25 protein-coding genes are annotated in these 25,358 nt (G+C 71.2%); 10 read left to right on the top strand and 15 right to left on the bottom strand.

The window, feature by feature from the left end:
* Positions 1 to 125: 125 nt before the first annotated feature.
* Positions 126 to 2,324 (bottom strand): acyl-CoA dehydrogenase, encoded by a 2,199-nt coding sequence (locus tag CRM89_RS11265; RefSeq protein WP_229434695.1) that lies wholly within the window; start codon positions 2,322 to 2,324, stop codon positions 126 to 128.
* Between the two features lie 141 nt (positions 2,325 to 2,465).
* On the opposite strand from CRM89_RS11265, the gene CRM89_RS11260 reads away from it, so the two are divergent.
* Positions 2,466 to 3,410, top strand: a complete 945-nt coding sequence (locus tag CRM89_RS11260) for an ATP-binding cassette domain-containing protein (protein WP_098083972.1) — start codon at positions 2,466 to 2,468, stop codon at positions 3,408 to 3,410.
* On the top strand, positions 3,407 to 4,168 hold the full coding sequence (locus CRM89_RS11255) for an ABC transporter permease (protein ID WP_098083971.1): 762 nt from the start codon (positions 3,407 to 3,409) through the stop codon (positions 4,166 to 4,168). Before CRM89_RS11260 ends, CRM89_RS11255 begins: the two co-directional genes overlap by 4 nt.
* Here CRM89_RS11255 and CRM89_RS11250 read toward each other — a convergent pair.
* Positions 4,152 to 7,214: a BTAD domain-containing putative transcriptional regulator gene (locus CRM89_RS11250; protein WP_229434694.1), complete on the bottom strand. Its 3,063-nt coding sequence runs from the start codon at positions 7,212 to 7,214 to the stop codon at positions 4,152 to 4,154. The two genes, CRM89_RS11255 and CRM89_RS11250, sit on opposite strands and share 17 nt — an antisense overlap.
* Positions 7,215 to 7,469: 255 nt before the next feature.
* On the opposite strand from CRM89_RS11250, the gene CRM89_RS11245 reads away from it, so the two are divergent.
* A complete protein-coding gene (locus CRM89_RS11245; protein ID WP_098083970.1) occupies positions 7,470 to 8,111 on the top strand; it encodes a DUF4097 family beta strand repeat-containing protein in 642 nt (213 codons plus the stop codon).
* Positions 8,112 to 8,186: 75 nt separating this feature from the next.
* On the opposite strand, the gene CRM89_RS11240 is transcribed toward CRM89_RS11245, so the two are convergent.
* The 4 genes from CRM89_RS11240 to mftA all read right to left on the bottom strand — a co-directional run bounded on the left by CRM89_RS11240 (position 8,187) and on the right by mftA (position 10,714).
* Complete coding sequence (locus CRM89_RS11240) at positions 8,187 to 9,065, bottom strand: hypothetical protein (protein WP_098083969.1); 879 nt, start codon at positions 9,063 to 9,065, stop codon at positions 8,187 to 8,189.
* Between the two features lie 80 nt (positions 9,066 to 9,145).
* The gene (gene mftC, locus CRM89_RS11235; protein ID WP_098083968.1) at positions 9,146 to 10,339 is read right to left on the bottom strand and encodes a mycofactocin radical SAM maturase; all 1,194 of its coding nucleotides are present in this window, start codon (positions 10,337 to 10,339) and stop codon (positions 9,146 to 9,148) included.
* A gap of 2 nt (positions 10,340 to 10,341) precedes the next feature.
* Positions 10,342 to 10,641 carry a mycofactocin biosynthesis chaperone MftB gene (gene mftB, locus CRM89_RS11230; RefSeq protein WP_011209975.1) on the bottom strand — a complete coding sequence of 100 codons (300 nt, stop codon included), beginning with the start codon at positions 10,639 to 10,641 and terminating at the stop codon, positions 10,342 to 10,344.
* Complete coding sequence (mftA, locus tag CRM89_RS30080; protein ID WP_371392058.1) at positions 10,631 to 10,714, bottom strand: mycofactocin precursor MftA; 84 nt, start codon at positions 10,712 to 10,714, stop codon at positions 10,631 to 10,633. The genes mftB and mftA overlap by 11 nt, the downstream gene beginning before the upstream one ends.
* A gap of 347 nt (positions 10,715 to 11,061) precedes the next feature.
* Here mftA and CRM89_RS11220 point away from each other — a divergent pair, with 347 nt between their 5' ends.
* On the top strand, positions 11,062 to 11,265 hold the full coding sequence (locus CRM89_RS11220) for a cold-shock protein (RefSeq protein ID WP_060590319.1): 204 nt from the start codon (positions 11,062 to 11,064) through the stop codon (positions 11,263 to 11,265).
* Positions 11,266 to 11,365: 100 nt separating this feature from the next.
* Here CRM89_RS11220 and CRM89_RS11215 read toward each other — a convergent pair whose 3' ends face one another.
* A complete protein-coding gene (locus CRM89_RS11215; protein ID WP_060590321.1) occupies positions 11,366 to 12,043 on the bottom strand; it encodes a TetR/AcrR family transcriptional regulator in 678 nt (225 codons plus the stop codon).
* A gap of 146 nt (positions 12,044 to 12,189) precedes the next feature.
* Between CRM89_RS11215 and CRM89_RS11210 the strand changes: the two genes are divergently transcribed.
* Both CRM89_RS11210 and CRM89_RS11205 read left to right on the top strand, forming a co-directional pair.
* Positions 12,190 to 13,761: a succinic semialdehyde dehydrogenase gene (locus CRM89_RS11210; protein WP_098083966.1), complete on the top strand. Its 1,572-nt coding sequence runs from the start codon at positions 12,190 to 12,192 to the stop codon at positions 13,759 to 13,761.
* Between the two features lie 11 nt (positions 13,762 to 13,772).
* Complete coding sequence (locus tag CRM89_RS11205; RefSeq protein ID WP_098083965.1) at positions 13,773 to 14,603, top strand: SDR family oxidoreductase; 831 nt, start codon at positions 13,773 to 13,775, stop codon at positions 14,601 to 14,603.
* 3 nt (positions 14,604 to 14,606) lie between these two features.
* On the opposite strand, the gene CRM89_RS11200 is transcribed toward CRM89_RS11205, so the two are convergent.
* The gene (locus CRM89_RS11200) at positions 14,607 to 15,398 is read right to left on the bottom strand and encodes a putative protein N(5)-glutamine methyltransferase (protein ID WP_098083964.1); all 792 of its coding nucleotides are present in this window, start codon (positions 15,396 to 15,398) and stop codon (positions 14,607 to 14,609) included.
* Positions 15,399 to 15,606: 208 nt separating this feature from the next.
* Between CRM89_RS11200 and CRM89_RS11195 the strand changes: the two genes are divergently transcribed.
* Positions 15,607 to 16,248 (top strand): hypothetical protein, encoded by a 642-nt coding sequence (locus CRM89_RS11195; protein ID WP_060590329.1) that lies wholly within the window; start codon positions 15,607 to 15,609, stop codon positions 16,246 to 16,248.
* 51 nt (positions 16,249 to 16,299) lie between these two features.
* Here the strand turns inward: CRM89_RS11195 and CRM89_RS11190 are convergent, their stop codons facing one another.
* A complete protein-coding gene (locus tag CRM89_RS11190) occupies positions 16,300 to 17,172 on the bottom strand; it encodes an ElyC/SanA/YdcF family protein (protein WP_082668564.1) in 873 nt (290 codons plus the stop codon).
* A gap of 184 nt (positions 17,173 to 17,356) precedes the next feature.
* On the opposite strand from CRM89_RS11190, the gene CRM89_RS11185 reads away from it, so the two are divergent.
* Positions 17,357 to 18,208, top strand: coding sequence for a bifunctional 5,10-methylenetetrahydrofolate dehydrogenase/5,10-methenyltetrahydrofolate cyclohydrolase (locus tag CRM89_RS11185; RefSeq protein WP_098083963.1), 852 nt, complete (start codon positions 17,357 to 17,359; stop codon positions 18,206 to 18,208).
* Between the two features lie 4 nt (positions 18,209 to 18,212).
* Here CRM89_RS11185 and CRM89_RS11180 read toward each other — a convergent pair whose 3' ends face one another.
* Positions 18,213 to 18,896, bottom strand: a complete 684-nt coding sequence (locus CRM89_RS11180; RefSeq protein ID WP_127516190.1) for a hypothetical protein — start codon at positions 18,894 to 18,896, stop codon at positions 18,213 to 18,215.
* 107 nt (positions 18,897 to 19,003) lie between these two features.
* Complete coding sequence (locus tag CRM89_RS11175; RefSeq protein WP_098083962.1) at positions 19,004 to 19,756, bottom strand: L,D-transpeptidase family protein; 753 nt, start codon at positions 19,754 to 19,756, stop codon at positions 19,004 to 19,006.
* 153 nt (positions 19,757 to 19,909) lie between these two features.
* Here CRM89_RS11175 and CRM89_RS11170 point away from each other — a divergent pair, with 153 nt between their 5' ends.
* Positions 19,910 to 20,989 (top strand): DNA topoisomerase IB, encoded by a 1,080-nt coding sequence (locus CRM89_RS11170; protein ID WP_011209960.1) that lies wholly within the window; start codon positions 19,910 to 19,912, stop codon positions 20,987 to 20,989.
* Positions 20,990 to 20,992: 3 nt separating this feature from the next.
* On the opposite strand, the gene CRM89_RS11165 is transcribed toward CRM89_RS11170, so the two are convergent.
* Both CRM89_RS11165 and CRM89_RS11160 read right to left on the bottom strand, forming a co-directional pair.
* A complete protein-coding gene (locus CRM89_RS11165; protein ID WP_011209959.1) occupies positions 20,993 to 21,877 on the bottom strand; it encodes a hypothetical protein in 885 nt (294 codons plus the stop codon).
* A gap of 158 nt (positions 21,878 to 22,035) precedes the next feature.
* The gene (locus tag CRM89_RS11160) at positions 22,036 to 22,725 is read right to left on the bottom strand and encodes a cyclodeaminase/cyclohydrolase family protein (protein ID WP_098083961.1); all 690 of its coding nucleotides are present in this window, start codon (positions 22,723 to 22,725) and stop codon (positions 22,036 to 22,038) included.
* A 127-nt stretch (positions 22,726 to 22,852) separates the two neighbouring features.
* Here CRM89_RS11160 and CRM89_RS11155 point away from each other — a divergent pair, with 127 nt between their 5' ends.
* Positions 22,853 to 23,890 carry an LLM class F420-dependent oxidoreductase gene (locus CRM89_RS11155; RefSeq protein WP_060590338.1) on the top strand — a complete coding sequence of 346 codons (1,038 nt, stop codon included), beginning with the start codon at positions 22,853 to 22,855 and terminating at the stop codon, positions 23,888 to 23,890.
* A gap of 84 nt (positions 23,891 to 23,974) precedes the next feature.
* Here the strand turns inward: CRM89_RS11155 and CRM89_RS11150 are convergent, their stop codons facing one another.
* Positions 23,975 to 24,313 (bottom strand): STAS domain-containing protein, encoded by a 339-nt coding sequence (locus CRM89_RS11150; protein ID WP_011209956.1) that lies wholly within the window; start codon positions 24,311 to 24,313, stop codon positions 23,975 to 23,977.
* A 78-nt stretch (positions 24,314 to 24,391) separates the two neighbouring features.
* Complete coding sequence (locus CRM89_RS11145) at positions 24,392 to 25,228, bottom strand: hypothetical protein (protein WP_127516188.1); 837 nt, start codon at positions 25,226 to 25,228, stop codon at positions 24,392 to 24,394.
* Between the last annotated feature and the right edge of the window lie 130 nt (positions 25,229 to 25,358).

Below are 25,358 nucleotides of genomic sequence, written 5' to 3'. Positions count from 1 at the left end.
AATTCGTGGCCCTGGGCGAAATATGCCTTGCGCGAGCGCGGCCGGCTCGTCGCGGGAGGGCATCCCGGCGTGGTCGACGTGCCTGTCCTCGACGGGGCACCGGCCGCCGGCGCGATCACCGGCGCCTACTTGCGCGGCAGCCCCATCACCAGGGTGGCGATCGTGTTGAGCTGGATTTCCAGGGTGCCGCCGCCGATGACCCAGGTGGGGATGTCGAGTTCGTGGTGCACGACCTCCGAGCGAGCTTCGCTGAGCGCGGCGGCGGGCCCGATGAGTTCCAGTGCGGCCGCGGCGGCGTCGGTGTGCAGCATGGCCGCGGCCGCCTTGGCGATGCTGGTGCCCGGTCCGACGCCTTGGCCGTCGAGGCGGCGGATCGTCTCGCGCAGGTTCATCGCCGAGATGGCGGCGCCGCGGGCGCTGATCCGGCCGAGCGTCCGCAGCGCCTCGTCCCGGCTGCCCGCGTACTCCTCGCGCTCGATGATCTCCCTGATGCGCTGGTTGTGGCCGGGGTCGCGCACGCCGCCGATGAACAACCGCTCCTGGGCGAGGGTTTCGAGGGTCAGCGCCCAGCCCTGGCCGGGTTCGCCGAGCACCATGTCGTCGGGAACGAACGCGTCGTCGAAGAAGACCTCGTTGAATTCGGCGTCACCGCTGGACTGGGTGATCGGCCGGACGTCGACACCGGGGGCGTGCATGTCGACCAGGAACATGGTCAGCCCGCGATGCCGTTCGGCCTCCGGGTCGGTGCGAGCGAGCAGCAGGCCCCAGTCGGAGCGGTGCGCCAGCGTGGTCCAGATCTTCTGGCCGTTCAGCTGCCAGCCGCCGTCGACCTTGGTGGCGCGCAGGCTCAGTGAGGCCACGTCCGACCCGGCCTCGGGCTCGCTGAACAGCTGGCACCAGATCTCCTCGCCGCGTAGCGCCGGACCGGCCAGGCGTTCCAGCTGCGCGGGCGTGCCGCGCTGCAACACGATCGGCACCACCCACTGACCGATGCCCATCGAGGGCTGGGCGATGCCGTGCCGGTCGTACTCGTCCTGCAGGATCAGCTGTTCGAGCGGACCGGCTTCGATGCCGTACGGCCTGGGCATGGGCGGGCTGACCAGGCCGTGGTCGGCCAGCAGCGTGCGGCGCGGACCCGTGTTGACCGAGTCGTGGTCGCCGATCGTGCTCGGGTGCGGGTTGGTCAGTTCGGCCGCGGTGTCGAGGATCCCCGAAACCCATTGCCGGAAGGTGGTATCGGTCTCCGGCAGTGGAACGGTGAAGGTGCGTGGCCCGCGCAGGGCGACCTCGCCCAGCCGCCGCTCCCACCGTTCGCCCGGCCCGGCCAGACCGGCCAGCGTGATCGCGCGCCGCCAGTACAGGTGCAGGTCGTGCTCCCAGGTGAAGCCGATCGCGCCGTGCAGGGCGAGGCATTCGACGGCGGCGTGCACGGCGTTGCCGAGCGTGATCAGTGCCGCGCCCGCGACGGCGTGCGCGCGCTGATCGGGTTCGTCGTCGAGCCCGCGCACGGCGTCCCAGGCCGCCGCGGTGGCGAGTTCGCTGGTGATCAGCAGCTGGGCGGTGCGGTGCTGGACCGCCTGGAACGCGCCGATCGGTCGGCCGAACTGCTTGCGCGCCTGCACGTACTCGGTTGCCGTGTCGGAACACCAGCGGATGACACCGGCCGCCTCCACCGCCAGGAAGGCCACCGCGATGTCGGCGGCGCGGTCGCCGTCGATGCCGTCGAGTTCGGCGGCGGGCGTCACGTCCTGGAAGGCGACCCGGCCGAGATCGCGGCCGAGATCGGCGCCGTCTTCGATCTCCACGCCCACCCCCGGTGCCGACCGCTCGATCAGGAACCACCGCGAGCCTGCCGCCACCACGAACAGCTCGGCCCCGGGCGCGCCGAGCACCAGGCCGCTGCGCCCGGACAGCCGCGCCTCCCCGTCGGACACCGTGACGCCGTGCTCGGGCAGGAGCACCGCCCCGGTGCCGCCTTCGGCGAAGTGCCGCAACGCCTTCTCCGCGCCCGCCCCGGTCGCGGCGGTGGCGACGATCGCGCTGGCCACCACGCTCGGCAGCAGCGGTCCCGGCAGCAACGCGCGGCCCGCCTCGGCGACCACCACGGCGATGTCGGCGACCGCACCGCCCTGCCCGCCGACCTCGTCGGGCAGATGCACCCCGGTCAACCCGGTGGCCACCAGCTCCGGCCAGAACGCGGGCCGCTCGCCCCGCTTCAGCTGCTCGGTGTTCCTGCGGGTGTACTCGCGGGTGGCGTGGCGCGCGGCGAATCCGCCGACGCTCTCCGCCAACGCCGCCTGATCCGCGGTCAGGGCTACAGGCACGATCACTCACTCCCGTCGAGGGACCCACCGGTCCCGGTTCGCGCAGTCCCTCTCAGATTAGAACAGGTTCTAGATCTCGTGTCAGTGGGTGTGTCAGGGCCGTATCAGGGCCGTATCAGTCCGGCCGGTGACCCTTGCTGCATGGACACCACAGCGATCGCGGCCTCCGGGCTGCGGAAAGCCTACGGGGACAAGATCGTCCTCGACGGCATCGATTTGAACATCGAGACGGGCACCGTCTTCGCGCTGCTCGGCCCGAACGGGGCGGGCAAGACGACGGCGGTGAACGTGCTCACCACCCTGCTGACCCCCGACGCGGGCACCGCGCGGGTAGCAGGGCACGACATCGCCACCGACGCCGACGCGGTGCGCTCCGCGATCGGGGTCACCGGCCAGTTCGCGGCGGTGGACGACCTGTTGACCGGCCGGGAGAACCTGCGGCTGATGGCAGACCTGCATCGGCTGCGGGGCGCGGACCGCACCCGCGTGATCGACGAGTTGCTGGAGCGGTTCGAGCTCGCCGAATCGGCCGACAAGCGAGTGGCGACCTACTCCGGCGGCATGCGCCGCAAACTGGATCTGGCGATGACGCTGGTGACCCGCCCGCAGATCGTCTTTCTCGACGAGCCGACCACGGGCCTGGACCCGCGCAGCCGCCGCATGCTGTGGGACATCGTGCGGGACCTGACGGCCGACGGGGTGACGATCTTCCTCACCACCCAGTACCTCGAGGAGGCCGATCATCTGGCCGACCGGATCGCGGTGCTCGACCAGGGCCACCTGGTCGCCGAGGGCACCGCCGACGAACTCAAGCGCCGCGTGCCCGGCAGCCACATCCGGCTCCGCTTCGCCGACGCCGCCACCCTCGACGCCGCCGCGCGGGCGCTGCCCGAGGCGACCCGCGACGACGAAGCCCTCATCCTGCGAGTCCCGGGCGACGCCGGCACGAAATCTCTGCGTGCCCTGCTGGACCGGCTCGCCGAACACTTCCTCGACGCCGAGGATCTCACCGTCCACACCCCCGACCTCGACGGCGTCTTCCTCGCCCTGACCGGTCGCGCGACCACGGAGGCCACCGCATCATGAGCACCATCACCGCATCGTTGACCGACTCTTCGATCATGCTGCGCCGCAACTTCACCCACATCACCCGCTCACCGGTCACTGTCTTCAACGCCGCGTTCATGCCGGTGCTGATGCTGGTGATCTTCGTCTACGTCTTCGGCAACGCCTTCGACGTTGGCGGCGATTACATCGACTACGCGACACCGGGCCTGATCCTGCTGGCGATCAGCTACGGGCTCTCGGGCACCGCGGTCGCGGTCAGCTCCGACATGACCAAGGGGATCATCAACCGCTTCAAAGTGATGCACGTGTCCCGGGGCGCGGTGCTCACCGGCCATGTCGTGGCCACCATGCTCACCAACGCGGTGGCCGTGGCAGCCGTGGTCGTGGTGGCGTTCCTGCTCGGCTTCCGGCCCGGGGCGTCGGCGCTCGACTGGCTCGGCGCGCTCGGCATCGTGGTGGCGACCTCGTTCGCGGCGTCCTGGCTGACGGTGGCGCTGGGCATGGCGGCCACGACGCCGGAAGCCGCGGGCATGACCGTGGTTCCGCTGATCATGCTGCCGTTCCTGAGCAGTGCGATCGTGCCCGCCGACAAGATGGGCCAGGGTGTGCGGCAGTTCGCCGAGTACCAGCCCTTCACGCCGATCATCGAGTCGATCCGCGGTTTTCTGGCCGGCACGCCATCCAGCGGTGACACGGCGACCGCGCTGGCCTGGTGCGCGGCATTCGCCCTGGTCGGCTACCTGTGGTCGCGCGCCACGTTCACGAAGCGAGCGTAGCGGCGGCCAGCTCCTGCCAGTCGGCCCGCGCACCCTCCCGCGTCGCCTCGGTGAAGCGCTGCTCACCGAGGCGGCGTCGCGCCGTCTGCTCGATGCGGACCCAGTCCGGTATCGAGCGGTCGGGCAGGCCGGCCAGTGCGGCGGCCGCCGCGAGCAACCGCACTGCCTGCTCGTCGTCCTGTTCGCGCAGCGCCTGGTCGGCGATCCCGACGAGCACGGCGGTGGTGAGCGGCGCGTAGGTCGCGACGGTGACGATCCGCAACGCCGCTGCGCGGTGGGCGCGGGCCTCGTCCGGCTCGGTCGCCAGGTAGCCGCGCAGATCGTGAATCTGCGCGGCGGCGAATTCCTGATCCGCCGCCTCGTTCAGCAGCGACTCCGCGGCCTTGACCTGCCGCTCCGCCTCCTCGGTGTCGCCGCGCCAGCGGGCGAGTTCGGCCCGGGTGAGGGCGAAGACACCGAGGGCGTTCGGCCACGCGGACCGGTCGGCGAACCGCTGCGCGTCGGCCAGCGCGGTGGCGCTCGCCTCCGCATCGCCGGTCAACCAGTACAGCTGGGCTTGCCTGGCGCGGATCAAGAAGATGTCCTCGAGCGCGCCGATCTCGGTGACGACCCGGACCGCATGATCGAGATGTTCACTGGCCTTGCCGAATTCGCCGCGGGTGGCGATGCGGTTGGCCAGCTCGGTGAGTGCGAACGACATGCCCCACCGCTCGCCGATCGTGCGGAATTCGGCGAGCGCCGTTTCGAGGTAGGCGTCCGCCTCCTGGCCCGCTCTGCCCAGCGCGATCCGCATCTTGCCCAGTTGCAGCCGGGCCAGCGCTCGTACCCACGGGTCGTCCTCGGCCAGCAGCGGTTCGAAGGCCGACAGCATCTCGTCGGGGCCCTGCCGCAGGCGTTCCAGGGCGCCGGTGAACGCCAGCAACGGGTAACGGACGCTGCTTTCCGTGGTCAACCGGTGGGCACGCTGAATCCACGCCATCGCCTGGCCACCGTCGTTCGGGCCGGACAGCAGGAAGTGCGCCACGAGCCCGCACACGATCGCGCGGGTCTCGTCGTCCACCTCGCCGGGCAGTTCGGCCGCGGCGGTGAGCAGCTCCAGGCCCTCGGCCTTGTGCCCGCTCAGCCACCAGTACCAGCCCGCCGCCGCGGCGAGCCGGGTGGCGCCTGCCGCGTCGCCCGCCGCGAGCGCGCCCCGCATCGCGCCGACGATGTTGTCGTACTCGGCCTCCAGTCGCACGAGCCAGGTCAGCTGGTCGGCGCGGCGCAGATGGGGTTCCGCGGTGTCGGCGAGCCCGGTGAAATAGGCCAGATGCGCGCGGCGCGCGGATTCCACCTCGTCCGACTCGGCGAGCCGGTCGCGCGCGTATTGCTTGATCGTGTCGAGCATCCGATAGCGGGGTGCGGTGTCGCCGGCCACGACCAGCAGCGACTTCTCGGCGAGCGAGGTGAGCAGGTCGAGCACCTCCCAGCGCTCGACGGCGCCGGCGAATCCGGCACCGGCGCAGACGTGTTCGGCCGCGTCCAGGCTGACGTCGCCGGTGAACACCGCCAGCCGGCGCAGCACGTTCCGTTCGGTGTCGCTGAGCAGTTCCCAACTCCAGTCGACCACCGCCCGCAGCGTGCGGTGGTGCCGGAGGGCGGTGCGGCTGCCGCCGGTGAGCAGGCGGAAACGGTCGTCGAGGCGATCGGCGAGCTGGTCGAGGGTCATGGTGCGTAGCCGGGCGGCGGCCAGTTCGATCGCCAGCGGAATCCCGTCGAGCGCGCGGCACACCCGCGCCATCGTGGCCAGGGCGGCGGCATCGGAGTCGAGATCGGGTCGCACCGCACTCGCCCGATCGCGCAGCAACTGCACCGCGGGCGCGGCCTCGATGGTTGCCGGATCGGCGTCGTCTTCGGGTAGGGCCAGTGGCGCCACCTGCCACAACGCCTCGCCGGTGATGCCGAGCGGTTCCCGGCTCGTCGCCACGATCCGTAACCGGCGACATTCCCCGAGCAACCGATGTGCGAAGGCGGCCGCGGCCTCGATGACGTGCTCGCAGTTGTCCAGGATCAGTAGCGTTTCCCGGTCGCGCAGGGCGGCGACGAGCCGGTCCATCGGTTCGACGGCCGGCGCGCCACCGAGCAGCGCGTCGCGGAGGCCGAGCGCGGCCAGCACCGTCTGCGCCGGGTCGCTGTTCTGCCCGAGCGGGGCCAGTTCCACCAGCCACGGCCCGTCCGGCAGATCGTCGAGCAGCGTGCGCGCGGTCTCCACGGCCAGCCGGGTCTTGCCGGAACCGCCGGGACCGGTGATCGTGGTGAGCCGGTGCTCGGCCACCAGGTCGCGCACTGCCGCGATGTCGGCGTGTTTACCGACGTAGCGAGTCAATTCGGCGCGCAGATTGGTGCTGCGGCCGGTGGGCTGTGCGCCGCCCTCGCCACGCAACAGCGCGACGTGCAGGGCCGACAGTTCCGGCGAGGGGTCCACGCCCAGCAGGTCGGCGAGCGATTCCCTGGCCCGCTGATACACCTGTAACGCCTCCGCGCCGCGGCCCGCGGCGCCGAGTGCCCGCATCAACGCGGCGACCAGCCGCTCACGCATCGGGTTCCGGGCGACCAGGTCGGCCAGCTCATCGGCCATCTCGGCGCCGCGGCCGAGCCGGATCTCGGCGTCGTAGCGTTCCTCCAGGGCCGCCATCCGCAGCCCCTCCAGCCGCGTGACCACCGCCTCCACGGCCTGGCTGTCGCGCACCTCGACGTCCTGCATCGGCGCGCCGCGCCACAGTTCGAGCGCCGCCCGCAGCAGCTCGGCCCGCTCGCCGTCGTCGGCGCCGCGGGCCTGGTCGATCAACCGCTCGAAACGCACCGCGTCGACCGACTCGGCATCGACCGCGAGCCGGTAGCCGCCGGCCTGTCCGTCGATCAGCCCGGTGGGCAGCAGTCGCCGCAACCGGGAAACCAGCGCTTGCAGGGCGTTGACCGCGTCGGCAGGCGGCTGCTCGCCCCAGATCCAGTCCACCAGGGTGGTTTTGGGAACAGGACGCCCCGCCGCCAACGCGAGCGCGATCACCAGGGCACGCAACCGGGGCGCCCGGGATCTCGATCGAACCGCCGTCCGCTGTCCGGATCTCCAGCGGCCCAAGTAACCCGATCTGCACCGATCCATTCTGCCGTGCCGGGTCCGGCATCGTTCGCCCGACGGTGACGGACCCGCTGACCTGGGCCGACACGGTGTCGGGTGTGGTGTCAGACCGGTGTCAGGCCCGTATCAGCCGAGCAGGTGACAGTTCTCCCTGATCCCCGATCCACCAGAGGAGTACCGATCATGTTCACTTTCGCGACCCCCGAGCCGATCTCCGTCGTCGTCGACGTGCTGTCCGCGCATGTCACGGTGAGGGCTACCGAACGCGCCGACACCGTGGTCCACGTCCGCCCGTCCGATGCGGCCGAGACCGCCGACATCCGAGCGGTCGAACGCACCGTCGTCGATTTCACCGCGGGCACACTCACCGTGCGGACGCCGAAGTCCTGGCGCACCTATACGCCCTTCGGCGGCAACCCCTCGATCGAGCTGACGGTCGAGGTGCCCACCGGCTCCCAGGTGAAAGCGACCGCCGCGGTGGGCGATCTGACGGTCGCGGGCGAATCCGGCCGCTGCGAGCTGGAGATCTCCTCCGGCGACATCACCGTGGAGCGGCCACGCGACGCGGTCACCGCCAAGACCTCGATGGGGGCGATCCGCGTCGGCGAGGCCGTTCGCGGTGTCCTGCGGCTCGAGACCGGCATGGGCGACCTGACCGTGGGCGTCGACCCGCGCAGCGCTGTGGTCATGGACACCACCGCGCACACCGGCGACGTGCGGAACCGGCTGAACCCGGTCGAGCCGGCGGGCAAGGATGCCGTGCAGGTGATCGCGCGCACCGGCATGGGCAACGTCAGCGTGCACCATGTCGCTCGCACCCGATGACCGCCAGAGGCGACGCACGTTCGGGCAGTGGGCGGGTCGAGCACGCCGACGTCTTCCGCCGACCGTGTCGTGGTCTCAGCCCTGGTTCGCGGTCTCCCGCAGGTCGACGCCGATCGGGGTGATCGACGGGATCTCCCCGGAGTCGACCACGGCCCGGGTCACCGGCCGGAGCGCGGTGAGCAACTCGTCGCGTTCGGACTCCGAGAGGACCGCGAAGGCTTCGGCGGCGAGATCGTCGGTGCGGTCCTCGATCTCGGCCTTCACCCGCTCGCCCTCGGCGGTGAGCGTGTTGTCGGCGACCAAGCCCTTGGCGGTCAACGATGCCAGACAGGCCGCCCACTCCGCGTCGTCGAACTCGCGCAGCATCGTGTACACCTCGCGCGGTGTCCCGTTGGCCACCGTTTGCAGCACATGCGATTCGCGGCCACCGATGCCGGCGGCGATGAGCAGCGCGATGTGGCCGTCACCCCGGTGCTCGCGCAACAGGGTGGCGGCGTGCCAGAGCTTGGCGAGCGGGTCGGTGGGCTCGGGTAGCGCCCGGTTGGCCGCGAACAGCGTGCGGCCCTCCAGCGGCGCCGACGCGGCCGCCCGCGCGGCCAATTCGGCCGCGCGCTCGACCTGTTCGCTGGTGGCCGCCTCGCCGAGATGACGGCGCAGTGCCGCGACCGAGCCCTGCTCACGCGCCGCCAGCGCCACCTCGGGTCCGGCGATCTGCCAGGCGCCGGGCACCTCCTTGGCGACCCGCTCGAAGGAGAAGTTGTAGAACAACGCGTGCACCACTTCGGCGCTCACCGCACCCAGCGGGGCCGACCGTCCCGCGAAGTACCCCATCCACGGCCTGCGGTATCCGGCCTCCTTCAAGGCCGTCACCGCTTCCGGGGAGAAGTAGGTCACCGCGTGGACGGGCTCGAGCAGACTCCAGGCTTTCCGTGCGAACGCACGCGTTTCACTCATCAGCCAGTTCTATCGCATGCCGGGCCGCTTCCGCGAGAGCGCCCGGTGCGGCGGCCGCTCGCCGCCGCGCCGGGTGTGGCCTAGCGTCGCAGCCCCGCCAGCGGGTCGGTGTCGCAGGCGCGGTCGGGGACGCTGGTGCGGACCGGGCCCAGGGAGGGGAGCCCGAGGGTGACCGACTTGCGGGCCCGTCCGGTGCGCGAGTGGTCCTTGTCCGGGGTGGGCCGCGACGCACCGACGCCGGCCAGCGCGGGTTGGGCGTTGCCGTAGACGCATTCGGGGTCGGGGCCGTCCAGCGGCAGGCCGGTGAAGAACTTCGCCGCCATGCAGCCGCCCTGGCAGGAGTCGAACGCCGAGCAGGAGGTGCAGGACCCGCCGGTCTGCGGTTGCCGCAGCTGCGCGAACAGTTCCGATGTGCGCCAGACGGATTCGAAGCCGCCGGGGTCGCGGACGTTGCCTGCCAGGAATTCGTCGTGGATGGCGAAGGGGCAGGCGTAGACGTCGCCGACCGGGTCGATCAGGCACACCACCCGGCCGGCCCCGCACAGGTTCAATCCGGGCAGGGGAGTGGAGCCCAGGGCGTTGAGGTGGAAGAACGAGTCACCGGTCAGCACCCCCTCGCCGTGGGCGACGAGCCAGTGGTAGAGCTCGAGCTGCTGCTCGGTGGTCGGATGCAGCTCGTCCCAGACGTCGGCGCCGCGGCCGGAGGGCCGCAGTCGGGTGATGCGCAGTTGGGCGCCGAAGCGGTCGGCGATGGCCTTGAACTCGTCGAGCTGGCCGACGTTGTGGCGGGTCATCACCACCGAGATCTTGAAATTCTCGAACCCGGCGTCGGCGAGGTTGCCCATTGCCCGATAGGCCATCGCGAACGAGCCCGGTCCGCGGACGGCGTCGTTGACCTCGGCGGTGGCGCCGTCGATGGAGATCTGCACGTCGACGTAGTCGGTGGCGGCCAGCTGTTCGGCGCGGGCCGGGGTCAGCCGCACGCCGTTGGTGGAGAACTTGACGCCGACCTGATGGTCCACGGCGTAGTCGAGCAGCTCCCAGAAGTCCGACCGGACCGTCGGCTCACCGCCGCCGATGTTGACGTAGAAGACCTGCATCCGCTGCAGCTCGTCGATGACCGCCTTGGCTTCCTCGGTCGTGAGTTCGCGGGGGTCGCGTCGTCCCGAGGACGACAGGCAGTGCGAGCACGCGAGATTGCACGCGTAGGTCAGCTCCCACGTCAGGCAGATCGGGGCGTCCAGACCGTACTTGAAGTGCTCCACCAGTTTCATTGCTACTCCTGTCCGTCGCCGTCGGTCTCCCGGGGGCGGATCGTGCCCGCCTGGCAGAGGCTCGCGAGGGCGCGCAGATAGCCGGGGTGCTGCTCGGCCGGAACCCCGGCCGCCGCCAGCGCCGCGACAGCGGTCGGTTGGCCGGCCAGTTCTCGGACGACGGTGACCAGCTCGGGGGTCTTCAGGAACGACAGTCGCCGCGTGACGAAGTCGTACACCAGCGCGCCGAACGGTTCCGGCCGGATCGAGACCGTCGGCGCGAGGGCGTAGGCACGAGCTGGGTCGAAGGTGTCAGTAGACACCGCACATGCCGTCGATAGAGACCTCCTCGATGAGGGTTTCGTCCACCGCCGCCGAGTTGTCCACCTGATCCATCGAGCGCTCGGTCATGATCACCACTCCTTCGTCGTGTTCGGGTTGTGTGATGGAGACTATAATGTCACTCGATGACATATTGGAAGCCCCGGTTTGCCCGTGCCGGAAATGGGGCTTCGCAGGTCGAGCAGTGAGGAGGATGTGTCGGGCACCACGCCGCTGCCGGTCCGGCGTGGCTCGACGTGAGACCGCGAGCGAAGGATGCGGGAGCGGTGCGCCCATCGCTCCGTCCGGGAGCGATAGGTCACACTCTCGCCCGTCCATCGCTCCCATGTGGAAGAGTGGTCGGGGAGACCGGGTTTTCGCAGTGTTTTCCCGGCTCGCCTACAGAAAAGATCGAAATCAGCATGGCTCAAGGCAGCGTGAAGTGGTTCAACGGCGAGAAGGGCTTCGGCTTCATCGCCCAAGACGGAGGCGGTCCTGACGTCTTCGTGCATTACTCGGCCATCGGTGGCACGGGTTTCAAGACCCTCGATGAGGGGCAGCGCGTGGAGTTCGAGATCGGGCAGGGCCAGAAGGGCCCGCAGGCTCAGGACGTCCGCGCCATCTGATCGAGCGTGACGTGTTGGCTCCGCACCGGAACGGTGCGGAGCCTTTTCGTTTGTCCGGGCACGATCGCTCCCGACCGGATCGTGCCCGTCGCCGCGGCGCTCACTCGCGGGGGAAGATCCACGGCAGTTCCAGCGCGTATTCCAGGTCCGCGCGAGTTCCCAAGGTGGTCAACAGGACTCGGATCATGGTCAGTCGCGCGGGGGCGAGGACGTCCGGGTCCGGTTCCTCGCCCGGCGCGGTGGCCGCCGACAAGCGGTAGACCACGTATTCGCACAGGTGCAGGGCGGCGTCGAGGTCCAAGGGGGTGGGAACCGGCCGTCCCAGTTCGACGAACTTCTCCCGCACCGTCGTGCGGATGTCCTCCAGCGCCCGCTCCCGGTATGCCGACACCGGAGAGGCCGGGTCGTGGAGTTCGGCGAACAGCGGCCGCAGCATCGGGCCGTGGCCACGGGCCCAGCCGACGAAGGCGTCGATGAGACGGATGCCCAGCTGCACGGGTTCGTCGGAGCCGGTGAGCGCGTCCCGGATGCCGCCGACCAGGCCCTCGTTGGAGCGGGTGAGCAGCACGTGCAGCGGTTCCTCGGCGTTGCCGAAGTAGCGGTAGAAGGTGGGCCGGGCCAGGCCGGCCTGCTCGATGATCTGGGCGACGCTCAGGCCGCGCGACCCGTTGCGGGTGAAGACGGCCGCGGTCGCGGCGACGATCCTGGCGCGTACTTCCTCGGCCTGCTCCCTGGTCTGGCGCGGGCGGCCGCGCCTCGCGGAGGTGACCTCGGACATGGTGATTCCTCACGAGACGACGGCGGTGGCAGCGGTGCGCCGCCACGGAGAGCTTGACAGGCGGCGCCTTCCAGCTATTAATCTAACACCACTGTTCAGTTAAACCTGACGCCTCCGTCTCCCGAGAACCCACGAGAGGGCCGCCGATGCCGACCGCCCCCCTGCCTGCCCTCGACTCCGCGCTGCCCGCCGACCTGGTGAAGCCGTTGCTGGACCGCGCCGTCGCGGGCGGCGCGGGCACGGTCGAGATGTTCGCGCCCGCCACCGGGCGCAAGATCGCCGATCTGCCCCAGTCCGCCACCGCCGACATCGAGCGGGCCTTCGCGACCGCGCGGGCGGCCCAGCGCGAGTGGGCCCGGCGACCGGTGCGCGAGCGGGTCGCGGTGCTGCGCCGCCTGCACGACATCGTGCTCGCCGAGCAGGACACCATCCTCGACATCGTGCAGACCGAGACCGGCAAGTCGCGGGCACACGCGTTCGACGAGGTCGCCGACGTGGCGGTGAACGCGCGGTACTACGCCTCGGTCGCCGAGCGGCTGCTGGCGCCCCGCAAGCCGCGCGGTGTCATGCCGGTGCTCACCCAGGTCGACGTGCTGCACCGGCCGAAGGGTGTGGTCGCGGTGATCTCGCCGTGGAACTACCCGCTGGCACTGGCCGCCTCCGACGCGCTGCCCGCCCTGGTCGCGGGCAACGCCGTGATCGCCCGCCCGGACAATCAGACCGCGCTCACCGCGCTGTGGGCGATCGACGCCGCCGAGCGGGCCGGACTGCCGAAGGGGCTGTGGCAGGCGGTGCTCGGCCGGGGGTCGGTGATCGGCGGCGAGGTGATCGCGCGCGCCGACTACGTCGACTACACCGGTTCCAGCGCGACCGGACGCACCATCGCCCAGCAGGCGGGGGAGCGGCTGATCGGCTACTCGCTCGAACTCGGTGGCAAGAATCCGCTGCTGGTGCTCGACGACGCCGACGTGACGCGCGCGGCCAAGATCGCGGTGCGGGCGTGCTTCGCCTCGGCGGGGCAGCTGTGCGAGTCGATCGAGCGGATCTACGTGCACGAGGCGGTGCACGACCGGTTCGTCGAGGAGTTCGTCGGCCACGTCCGGTCGATCCGGCTCGGCGGTGCCCTCGACTACAGTGCCGACATGGGGTCGTTGACCTTCCAGCGCCAGCTCGACACCGTGCGGGCCCACGTCGACGACGCGGTCGCCAAGGGCGCGACCGTGCTGGCCGGTGGCCGCGCCCGCCCGGATCTGGGCCCCTACTTCTACGAACCGACGGTGCTCACCGACGTGACCGAGGAGATGACGGTCTACCGGGAGGAGACCTTCGGACCGGTCGTCTCGATCTACCGGGTCGCCGACGAGGACGCCGCGGTCGAGGCCGCCAACGACACCCCCTACGGACTCAACGCCAGCGTGTGGACCAGGGATGCCGAGCGCGGCCGCCGCGTCGCCGCCCGCATCCGCGCCGGGTCGGTGAACGTCAACGAGGGCTTCATCGCCGCCTGGGGCAGCGCCGACGCGCCGTCGGGCGGGCTCGGCATCTCCGGCAACGGCCGCAGGCACGGCCCGGAGGGGCTGCTGAAGTACGTCGACACCCAGACCATCGCGGTGCAGCGGGTGCTGCCGATCGCGCCGCTGCCCGGCATGTCCGAGCAGTTGTGGGCCAAGACGATGACGCTCTACCTGGGCGTCATGAAGAAGCTGCGCCAGAAGTGAGAGGACGCCGTATGAAACTGGAGACGGTCGCGGGCAAGAAGGTGCTCGTCACCGGCGCCGCCATGGGCCTGGGCAAGTTGTTCGCCGAGCGCGCGGTCCGCGAGGGCGCGGCCGCCGTGGTGCTGTGGGACATCAACGAGCCGGACCTGAAGGAGACCGCCGAGGGCATGACCGGGCGCGGCACGCAGATCCACACCCAGGTGGTCGACGTGTCCGACCGGGAGGCGATCGTGGCGGCGGCGGCCACCACCCGCGAAACCGTCGGCGACATCGACGTGCTGGTGAACAACGCGGGCATCGTGCGCGGCAACACCTACTTCTGGGAGACCGAGAACGTCGCCGACATCGAGAAGACGATGGCGATCAACTCGCTCGCCCCGATGTACATCACGCTCGAGTTCCTGCCCGCGATGGTGCGCGGCACCGGGCAGGCCCGGGTGCTCACCATCGCGTCCTCGGCGGGTCTGGTGTCGAATCCGCGCATGAGCGTCTACGCGGCCTCGAAGTGGGCGGCGCTGGGCTGGTCGGACTCGGTGCGCCTGGAACTCGAGCAGGCGGGCCACGACCACGTGAAGGTCACCACGGTCTGCCCGACCTACATCGACACCGGGATGTTCGACGGCGCCAAGGGATTCTGGTTCACCCCGATCCTCAAGCAGGACGCGGTGGTCGACACCTCCTGGCAGGAGATGAAGAAGGGCACGCCGCTGGTGGTGCTGCCGTGGACCTCGCGCCTGAACAAGGCGCTGTCCGGCCTGCTGCCGGTGAAGCTGCGCGACCTGTTCCTGGACACGGTCGGCGTCTATCACTCGATGGATCAGTTCACCGGGCGCAAGAAGTAACGCTCAGCGCGTCCCGGTGACGACGGTGGCGTAGCGCTCGTCGGACTCGGCGCGCGCTGCGCGCAACCCGCGGGCACGCAGGAACTCGCTTGCCGCCGTTGCCTGTTCGCGGCTGCTCTCGAAGAACACGGTGCCGCCCGGAGCCAGCCAGTCGGGCGCGGCCGCGGCGACCCGGCGGAAGACGTCGAGCCCGTCGGCGCCCCCGTCGAGGGCGGCACGCGGCTCGTGGTCGCGCGCCTCCGGCGGCATCCGGGCGATGCCCGCGGTCGGGACGTAGGGGACGTTGGCGAGCAGGATGTCGATGCGGCCGCGCAGGTCGGTGGGCAGCGCGTCGAACAGGTCGCCTTCGTGCACCGTGCCGTGACCGGCGAGGTTGCCGCGCGCACAGCGCACCGCGGTCGGATCGACGTCGGCGGCCGTGAGTTCCACGGTGCGGCCGTGGGCGCGCATCTCCGTCGCGAACGCCAGCCCGAGCGCGCCGCAGCCGCAGCAGAGGTCCACCACGCACAGCGTCCCCGGCCGCTCCCGCGCGACCGCGAGGGCGGTATCGACGAGGAACGCGGTCCGGCGGCGCGGCACGAAGACGCCCGGTCGCACGGCCACCCGCAAGCCACGGAACTCCGCCCACCCCACCACGTACTCCAGCGGCGTGCCCGACACCCGCTGCCGCACCAGCTCCGCCAGCGATGTGCCTGTCTCGGCGGCGGCGTCGGTGAGCAGGGCCGCCTCCTCCTCGGCGAAGACACAGCCCGCCGCCCGCAGGCGCGCCACCACCTCGGCGTCCACATGTCGCATCCGTTCATCCTGGGGTCGACCGCACCGTGCGCGCCACCGGATAAGCGCGACCGCCGAACGCGGCGAGCTGTGCGACCCGGGCCGGGCGTGCCGGGGTCGATCCGGGTCGCGGTGGCGGAGACCGCGATGGTCCTCGTCGCGCAGGCGTAGTGCGGTGCATACGGGGTAGGCGGCCTGATGAGCACCCACTTCGACGAATGGAGGCGTCATGAGAGACGTCGACGACACAGTTCCTGCCGACCGTGGCCGTCCGCTGCGGATTCCCCGGAGCCGGGGAGCTCTCGGCGGCCTCGCGGTGCTGCTGCTGGGCGTCTGGGGCGCGCTGATCCCGTTCATCGGGCCGTCCTTCGATTTCGCGTTCACCCCCGACGAGCCGTGGACGTGGACGGCGGCGCGCGGCTGGCTCGAGGTACTGCCCGGTGTCGCCGCGATCATCGGCGGATTGCTCATGTTGGCCAGCCGCAACCGGCTGGTGGCGAGCTTCGGCGCGTGGCTGGCGGTCGCGGCGGGCGTGTGGTTCGTGATCGGGCCGGTCCTGGCGGAGCCGCTGGGGATCGGCTCGGCCGGTGACCCGGTGGCCGCGTCCGACGGGAAACGGGCGCTGCTGCACCTCACCTACTTCTCCGGCCTCGGCGCGCTGATCCTGTTCTTCGCCGCGACGTCGCTGGGCCGGTTGTCGGTGCGCAGCGTCCGCGACATCGCCTTCGCCCGGCGCGAGGTGGATGCCGGGGCGGTCGCCGACCGGCAGCGCCGCGTGGTCGACGCGCCGAGAACCGAGGGAACGGCTCCGTGGACCGGGCCCGCGGCGGGCCCGCGCCCGAACTACCCCGGGCTGCATCCCGGCGGGTGATCGGCGCCTTCGGCAGTCGGCCGGACGGAGCCCCGGGTCCGGCCGGCCGACTCAGCGCGAGGTGGCGAGCTGGAAGGTGCGGGTGGCGTCGAGGTAGATGCCGCGCTGGGCGTGCCGGGGCGGCGGCGGGAGCTGCGAGACCAGCTGTTCCAGCGAGGTCATCGCACCCACCACGGGAATGCCCGCCACGATGAAATCGGCGACCGCACGGCGGATGTGGTTCGGCGAGGTGACCACGACGGCGCTGCTCGCGCCGATGTCACGCAGCAGCCGGGTGCTGAACAGCGCGTTCTGCACGGTCGACCCGGCGCGGTTCTCGACGTGGATGCGGGCGGCGGGCAGGCCGCGCCCGACCAGCCAGTTGCGCATCGCCTCGGCCTCGGTGATGCCGTTCTGCGGATTCCCGCCCGTCACGACGACGGGGGAGAAGGGGGAGGCGATCGCCTGGATCCAGGCGGCGGTGAGCCGGTTGACCAGCTCGGGCCGGAGCGAGCCGTCCGGCAGCAGGCCGTAGCCGAGCACCACGATGCCGGTCTGCGGACCCACCAGGGCGGGCAGCGGATTCGGCAGGGTGCCCGCGGCGGCGCCGATCGCGTGCAGCACGTGATGTGTGCCGCCGGCCAGGCCGGGGTCGACGACCTGGAGCCGGGCCAGCGCGTCGGCCGTGGCGGGGACGTCGCCGGCGTAGTGCGACCAGATGGCCTGCAGCGAGAGTGCTTCCGCGTCGGCCGGGTCGATCGCGAGCAGCGCGCGCAGGTCGGCGCGTCCCGCCCCGTCGTTGCCGTCGGTGAAGTGGCGCTGCGCGGAGTTGTAGAGGGCGTCGGTTTCGGGGGCGGCCTGGGCGGGCGCACCCGCCAGACCGGACAGGGTCAGGGCCGCGAAGCCGGCGGCGACCAGGGACTTCCACTGCCTCGAGATCTTCACTACGGTCGACACCTTTCCACGAGTGAACGGGTCCACGGCTGGATCGACCGGCCGGGGCCGGCGGGCGAAGCACACCCACCATACGACCGGCCGCCCCGATTGCGGCGCAATTGCGGCTGCTCGCCGCGGTCGTGTGCACCCGCAGCACCGGCGCGCCGGGACGCGAGGATTAGGCTGTCCCGACGTGGATACCGTTTCGCTGACCGGCAAGGAACTCGCCGCCGCCCTCAACGCCGACACCAAGCAGCGCGCCGAAGCGCTCACCGCGGGGGGCGTCGCCGCGCGGCTGGCGCTGATCGTGGCCAACGACGATCCGGCCAGCGCCTGGTATGTCAACTCGCTGCGCAAGGCCGCCGAACGGCTCGGAATCGCCTGTGAGCGTATCGATCTCGGCGCCGACGCGACCGCCGACGGCATCCGCGCCGAACTGCGCGAACGCAGCGCCGACCCCGCCTTCGACGCCATCATGTTGCAGACCCCGCTGCCCGCGGGCGTCGCGCTCGACGACGTGAGCTCGGCGATCGCGGCCGACAAGGACGTCGACGGTGTGAGCCCGCTCTCGCTCGGCCTGCTCGCCGCCGGGCTGGCGGGCTTCGTGCCCGCCACCGCGCAGGCGGTGGTGGAGTTGCTGAAGCATCACGAGATCGCGCTGTCGGGCCGCCATGTCGCCGTCGTCGGCCGCTCGAACGTGGTCGGCAAGCCGCTGGCGCAGCTGCTGCTGGCCGAGAACGCGACGGTCACCGTCTGCCATTCCCGCACCACCGACCTGGCCGCGATCACCTCCACGGCCGATGTGGTGGTCGCCGCCGTCGGCCGCGCCGGACTGGTGACCGGCGATCACGTGCGTGCGGGCGCGGTGGTCGTCGACGTCGGCACCAACGAGGCCGAGGACGGCGGCATCGTCGGTGACGTGGACGCGGAGTCGGTGCGCGGCAAGGCCGCCGGGCTGAGCCCGGTACCCGGCGGGGTCGGGCCGGTCACCACCGCGCTGCTCATGCGGCACGTCGTCGAGGCCGCCGAGCGGCACCGCGGCTGACGGCTCAACCGTCGGCGGCGATCGCGGTGATGAGGGTGCGGTCCGCGCTGGTGGCCACGCTCACCACCTGCGGGTTGTAGCTGACCGGGGCCTGGCCGGGCCGGTATTCGGTGATCACCACGCGGTACTGGTCGGCACCGGCGCCGGGGCTGATCGTCACGCAGTGGATGGTGTCGGCCGGCACCGAATCGATGCCGCGCTGGATCTCGGCCACGGTCGGCACCGCGGCGTCGGGGGCGACCACCGCCCTGGCCAGCTCGGCCGAGCGTTGCACGTAGTAGGCGTATTGGAAGGCGAAGATCGCCGCGGGCCCGGAATCGGTGCCGCCGACGCCGTTGCCCTGGATCCGCTCACCCACCCGCTCGGCCGGGCAGCGGTCCGCGGGCGCGGGCTGCGCGGGCGCCGGCTGGTCGGTCGCGGTGTGCTGCGGATCGGGGGCGCCGCGGAAGAAGACGACCGCGGCGGCGACCAGCGCCACCGCCGCGAGCGAGCCGAGCAGCACCGGCGCCCAGCGCGCGATCGGCTTGCGCTTGGGGGTGCGGTCGATCATCCGCGCGAAGACGTCGTCCTCCGGAAAGAACGCCGGGGGCCGCACCGGTCGCGGGGTGTCGGACAACGGATCGAACGGCGGCCGTTCGCCGGAGGACGCCGGTGTGTGCGGCCGCATCCCCGAGTCCGGTCGATTCACTGTCCCCACCCTTCATCCGATCGGCGCGCGCCTGCCTCGAAACAACTCCCCGGGGCACGATACCGCCGGGGAGTGGGGAAGGGCGAAAAGCGACGCGCGGACCGCGCTCACCAATGGATGTAGACCGGATCGCCGATGCCGACCGTGTTGTAGTACCAGGCGGCGTCGTCGGGGGAGAGGTTGATGCAGCCGTGACTGACGTTGGCGTAGCCCTGCGAGTCGACCGACCACGGCGCCGAGTGCACGAACACCCCGCCCCAGGTGAGCCGGACCGCGTACTCGCCGTCGATCAGGTAGCCCTCCGGCGAGCTCAACGGGATGCCGATGGTGCGCGAGTCGAAGACGATCGAGCGGAACTTCTCCAGCACGGGGAACGTCCCGGTCGGGGTCTCGAAGCCCGGCTTGCCCATCGACGCGGGCATGGTGCGCACCACTTGGCCGCCGATGCTGACGGTGAAGGTGTGCGCGGACAGGTCGGCCTCGGCGTAAACGCCTGCGTTGGTGCGGAATTCGGTGCGGACATCGCCCGCCCGCACGGTGATCGTGCTGTCGGCGGGCAACGGGGCCGACGGAGTCCAGGTGAGGGTGCGGTCACCGGTCCAGGCGACGGTGCCCGGCAGCGGTGCGGTGGCCTCGACCCGGACGGCGCGCTCGACCCGCGCGCGGTCGGTGACGGGCTGGGTGAATTCGACGGTCACGGGATGGGCGATGCCCACCACCCGGCCGTCCGACGGCGTGATCGCGGCGATCGTGCCGGTGGTCGTGGTGCCGACGAGCGTCGCGGCCGCCGCGCCGGAGCCGAACACTGCCAGCGCGATGACCACGATCGCGAGGAACAGGTGGCGACGAACGCTCCTCATGGCGGCCACCCCTTTCGAGCTGGTGTGGGCCTGGGTAGACCAGTCTACGCTCGCATGATCAACAGTGCCCGGCCGTTGTGAAACACCCCTCCTCCATACCCATAGTCGGCGTGTTCGTGGGTACCCCGCCCGCACGATGTGGAAGGAGTCCCCATGCGATTGCGGCGCAGCAGACCCGACGGCCCCGGCTTCCTGCGGGTGCGGCGCGGGCGCGGCTTCTCCTACGTCACCAGCGACGGCGAAACCGTCACCGACGAGGAGACCCTCGCGCGGATCAAGGCACTGGTCATTCCGCCCGCCTGGCGGGACGTGTGGATCTGCCCCTACCCGAACGGGCACCTGCAGGCCGTCGGTGTCGACGCCGCCGGGCGCAAGCAGTACCTCTACCACGAGCAGTGGCGCCGCGAACGCGACGAAGTGAAGTTCGACCGGGTGCTGGAGATGGCGGCCCGGCTACCGGAGTTCCGCGCGCAGATCGCCGCCGATCTCGAGCTGCCCGGCCTGGAGCGGCGCCGGGTCGAGGCGGTCGCGCTCGGGCTGATCGATCGCGGCGTCTTCCGGGTGGGCGGCGAGGAGTACGCGCAGGAGAACGGCACCAGGGGCATGGCCACCCTGCTCCGCGCGCAGGTCACGGTGTCGGGCGCGGAAATGACCTTCGACTACATCGCCAAGAGCGGGATCCGCCGCCGGGTCCGCATCGAGGATCCCGCCCTGGCCAGGGCGGTGCGCGCGCTGAAACGCAGCCGCGCCGAGTCCGAGCGTCTGCTCACCTACCGCTGCCCCGACGGGGCCTACCGCGAACTGCACGCCGAGGAGATCAACGCGCGCTTCAAGGAGCTGGTCGGCGAGGAGTGCAGCGCCAAGGACCTGCGCACCTGGCAGGGCACGGTGCTGGCCGCCGTCGGGTTCGGCGCCATCGCGCCGCCGACCTCGCAGCGCGCACGCAACAAGGCGATCCGGGCGGTGATGGTGGACGTGTCCAACGCGTTGGGCAACACCCCCGCCATCGCGAAGTCCTCCTATGTGGACCCGCGGGTGGTGGCCGCGTTCGAGGAGGGCGCGACGATCGCGGCGGCGATGCGGCGGGCCGACCGCGTCACCGATCTCACCGAGCAACAGCAGATCATCGACCGGGCCGTCATCCGGCTGATCACCGCGCAGCAGAAGCGGGCGCGCCGGGCGGCGCGAGCCGTCCGGGCCGGGGTGGCCAGGCAGGCGCGCGCGGCGGCGTGAGGGTCAGAAGCGTCCCGTCACACCGGCTTTCGGTGTCTCCGGCGCCCGGGTGATCCGACCGCCGACCCGCTCCTGCACCGTGAACCCGTAGCGGCGGCACCAGGCGGCCAGCGCCGGAATCGCGGTCTCGTCGTGGAAGATCGGCACCAGCCTGCCGACGATGGTCATCCGGTGCTCGTCGGCGGCCCGGCACAGATGCAGCAGGTTCGCGCTGCCCAGACCCATTCCGCGCAGCGCCGGGGCCACCGTGATCGTGTCGAGTTCGATGGTGCTGGTGCGGATCTCGAACGACACCTCGACCGGGCCCGGCCCCGACCGGCGCAGCCCGGCCGGGTCGGCGGGGATCGGGCGCAGCGAACCGGGCAGGTGGTCGATCAGCGGGCGGCGTGCGAGGTCGTCGGGCGCCAGGCGGATCAGCGTCAACAGGTGCTGGGTCAGCTGGTGCACGCCCGAACGGTCGCCCTCGGCGGCCTGCTCGCGCACCGCCGGGCAGGCGCGAGCGACCGCCGCGAGCCCCTCGGTCCAGCGCGGCGCGACGAGCCGGTAGCGCGGGACCAGCCGGGCGATGGTCGCCTCCAGCCCGACCACGCCCTGGGTGCCGGGGGTCTCGCCGCCCGACAGCACCCCCCAGCGCCGGTCCTCCGCGCCGACACCGTGGCGCGACAGCTCCCGGCGCAGCCGGTCGAGCTTGCGTTCGGCGCGTTCGAGCTTGCCGCCGGGCAGTCGGTGCACCCAGGTCGGCCAGCCGTCGATATTGGTGCGGATGCGCAGATCGTTGAGGGCGATCCTGGCCGCGCGGAAATTGCTCCACGCTTGCTCGCGGCGTTCGAGCAGTTGCCGCGCCGGATCATGATCGCCCCCTGGCGAGGACGGCACCTCGTCACTCATGACACCCAACGGTAGATGGCCGCGGGCAACCGCGCCGCGACTACCTGTGACCTGGGGTTCGAGGTGGCTCCGACGCCGCTGGTCACCTCACATGCCAGCGGTTAGCCGGGCGATCACGCGGACGGGCGTGTCGGCGAGTCCGCGAGGACGCCGGAGCGCTAGGACGAGCGGACCGCGTGCAGCACGTCGACGTGCAGGCCGTCGGCACGCGCGGTGATCTCCTCGATCCTGGCCAGTGTCGGCGCGAACCGATCGCCCTCGGCGGCGGGCAGCGAGGCCACGTTGATCTCGATGTTGAGCTGCGAGCTGGTCGCGGCGGCCCGGGCGGCGTCGGCGGCGGCGCCGATGTCGGTGACCACGTTCGGATTGCCGATCGGCAGCAGCTCGGCGGCCAGCGAAAGCACCTCGTCGGCCTCATCCACCACGGCCGCCGGAACGCGTGCGGCCTCGATGAGCGCCGCGGTGATGGCCTCCTGGCGGTGCTGGGCCTCGGCGTCGGTGCTCTTGGGCAGCTTGTAGGCGTCGCCGACGGCGGTGAAGGCGGCGGCGTCGGCCTCGGCCAGCGCCAGCGAGCGCGCGCGGGCCGCGTCGGCGGCCTCGATGATCCGGTCGATCACCGGCCGGTGCTCGGCGTCCTTGGCCCGGGTGGTGTAGCGGGCCACCATCGCGACCAGCGCCGCGCCCTGGGCGGCGTGCAGCGCGGCGACGGCGCCGCCACCGGGGGCGGGCACCTTCGCCGCCAGCTCCGACAGGTACCCGGCGAGGGTGGCCGCACCGAAGGACGCGGCTTCCTGGGACGACCCGCTCGGGGACGACGTGGCCTGGGACGACGTGGTCGGCTGCGACACGGAGGGTGGCCTTTCCTGCTTCGGCGAGTGACTACGGCCTCACGCTACTCGGCGCCCGCGCGCCGTCCGCGCCCGACACCGCGAGCCGGTGCGCGCCCGCGCGATAGCCGGGGTTATGTTGAGCACTATGCGGATCGGATTGGGCATCAACTACTCGGGCGGCTTCAAAGAGGTGGCGGCCGAAGTGGCCGACCTGGAGAGAGCCGGACTCGACATCGTCTTCGTGCCCGAGGCGTACTCCTTCGACGCGGTCAGCGCGCTGGGCTACCTGGCCGCCCGAACCGAACGGGTGCAGCTGGCGTCGGGCATCCTGCAGCTCTACACCCGCACCCCCAGCCTCACCGCCATGACCGCCGCGGGCCTGGACTTCGTCTCCGACGGCCGCTTCCTGCTCGGCCTCGGCGCCTCCGGCCCGCAGGTCATCGAGGGCTTCCACGGCGTGCCCTACGACGCGCCCATCGGCCGCACCCGCGAACTGGTGGAGATCTGCCGCAAGGTGTGGCGGCGCGAACGCCTGGAATACCAGGGCAAGTACTACCAGATCCCGCTGCCCGCCGAGCGCGGCACCGGCCTGGGCAAGCCGCTCAAGCTCATCAATCACCCCGTGCGCGACCGCATCCCGGTCCTGCTGGCCGCCCTCGGCCCCAAGAACGTCGAACTGGCCGCCGAGATCGCCGAGGGCTGGCAGCCGATCTTCTTCCTGCCCGAGAAGGCCACCGAGGTCTGGGGCGAATCGCTGGCCGCGGGCCGCGCCAAGCGCGATCCCGCCCTGGGCGAGCTGGAGGTGTTCGCCGGCCCGGCGCTGGCCATCGGCGAGAACGTCACCCCGCTGCTCGAGTTCGTCAAGCCGCACCTGGCCCTCTACATCGGCGGCATGGGCGCCAAGGGCAAGAACTTCTACCACACCCTGGCCACCAAGTACGGCTACGGCGCCGAAGCCGACCGCATCCAGGAGCTCTACCTGGCCGGCAAGAAGGAGGAGGCCGCCAAGGTGGTCCCCGACGCGCTCGTCCGCGACATCTCCCTGGTCGGCCCCGCCGGTTTCGTCAAGGAACGCATCGCCGCCTTCCGCGAGGCGGGCGCCACCGTGCTGAACGTGGTGCCGATGGCAGGCACCGCCGCCGAACGGGTGAAACTGATCGAGCAGCTGCGCGAACTGCTCTGACCCCGGCAAGCGCGGAACGAACACAGCGCAGAACGAACGGCGTCCCGGCTCTCCGCCGGGACGCCGTTCGTGGTTCGGGAGCGGTCAGCCCTTGCCGACCGCGGCCAGCGCCGCGTCCAGGGTCGAATACAGCGCGAACACCTGGTCCAAGCTGGTCATCTTCAACTGTCTGCTGGTGGCGGGCCCGTCCGCGACCACCGCGATCGTGGTCGCCGCACCGGCCCGCTGATGCGCGGCAACCAGCGCCGCCATCCCGGCCGAAGCCAGGAAACTGACCCGCGTGAGGTCGATGATCAGGGCCGCCGGCTTCTCGCCGAGCACCCCTTCGATCGCATTCTCCAGCGCGGGAGCGGTCGCCAGGTCCACCTCGCCGGCCACCGTCAACACGGTGGCCCCGTCGTGCACCGCGACGGAGGTGGTCATCGTGTCCGCCAGGGGATACGCGTCTCCGGAAGTGTTGGTCACGACTCCACGACACACAACTTCCGGCCAAAGCGCAAGTCAAGTGTGCACATGGACCGACACAATACACACGATCTGCTGCGCCACAGCGACCACTCGATCACGGATCAGCCGACCGACACCACCCCGACGAGACGAACGCGGCCCCTGATGCCCCAGGTCGAACCTCGTGTCGTGACACAAATGCGGAAGTGCACCGGACCGGGCTGCGAGGTGCCATTCCGATCGGAGTGGCAGGCCCCGAACCTGCGACCTCTTCTCGGCGAGTCTCGTTCGGCCTGGAAGTTCCTGATTGCTCACCCTTTTCGAGTACGCACTGCGCGCTATGAGCCCAGATGTTGCCGGTTGATTGCCGTCGAAACTGTGAGATTTCCACGCCAGCCCGGCATCACGGGTGTGGCAGGCGTAATGCAGGAACGCTTCGGGCGTGAGGTCGGCGAAGGCGATGCCCTGGGTGGTGATCGCGGTGCAGACGTCGAACAGTGCCCGCCGCCGAAAATGCGGGCTGGTGTCGGTGGCGGCCACCGCATCGAAGAAGGCGTCGAGCTGCGGGTCGGCCTGTGCGATCCGGAAGCGTTCCGGGTAGTCACGGAACTGGTTGGCCCGGAACGCTTCCAGCGTCGGCTGGATGATCCGCATGCTGATCAGCGCTTCCAACGCCTGCGTCAGCTCGGTGCCCTTGGTGGGTGTAGCAGCCAGACCCCGGACCGGACGACCGCGCCCGTCGAGCCCGCTGGATTCCCACCGCTCTTGCCAGCTGCTCCCCGGAAAACCGCTCAGATACTGCAGCAGATCCCGCAACCCGCGGTCGCGGCTGCCTCGACGGCCCAGTGGGTGCGGCCATATGGCAACGGCCGCCGTGCGGATCTCGTCCACCAGGGCACTGCCCAGGACACCGCAAGGCCGTGGGGCAACAGCCGGCGCCGGAACCGGGGCAGCGATCACAGCGTGGCGGACGAACTTGGTCTTCCGGATCTCCGGACGGACCGGCCGCTGCCGGGCCCGC

Source organism: Nocardia sp. FDAARGOS_372, from assembly GCF_002554515.1.
GTDB lineage: Bacteria > Actinomycetota > Actinomycetes > Mycobacteriales > Mycobacteriaceae > Nocardia > Nocardia farcinica.
This window is presented reverse-complemented; position numbering and strand designations above follow the sequence as displayed.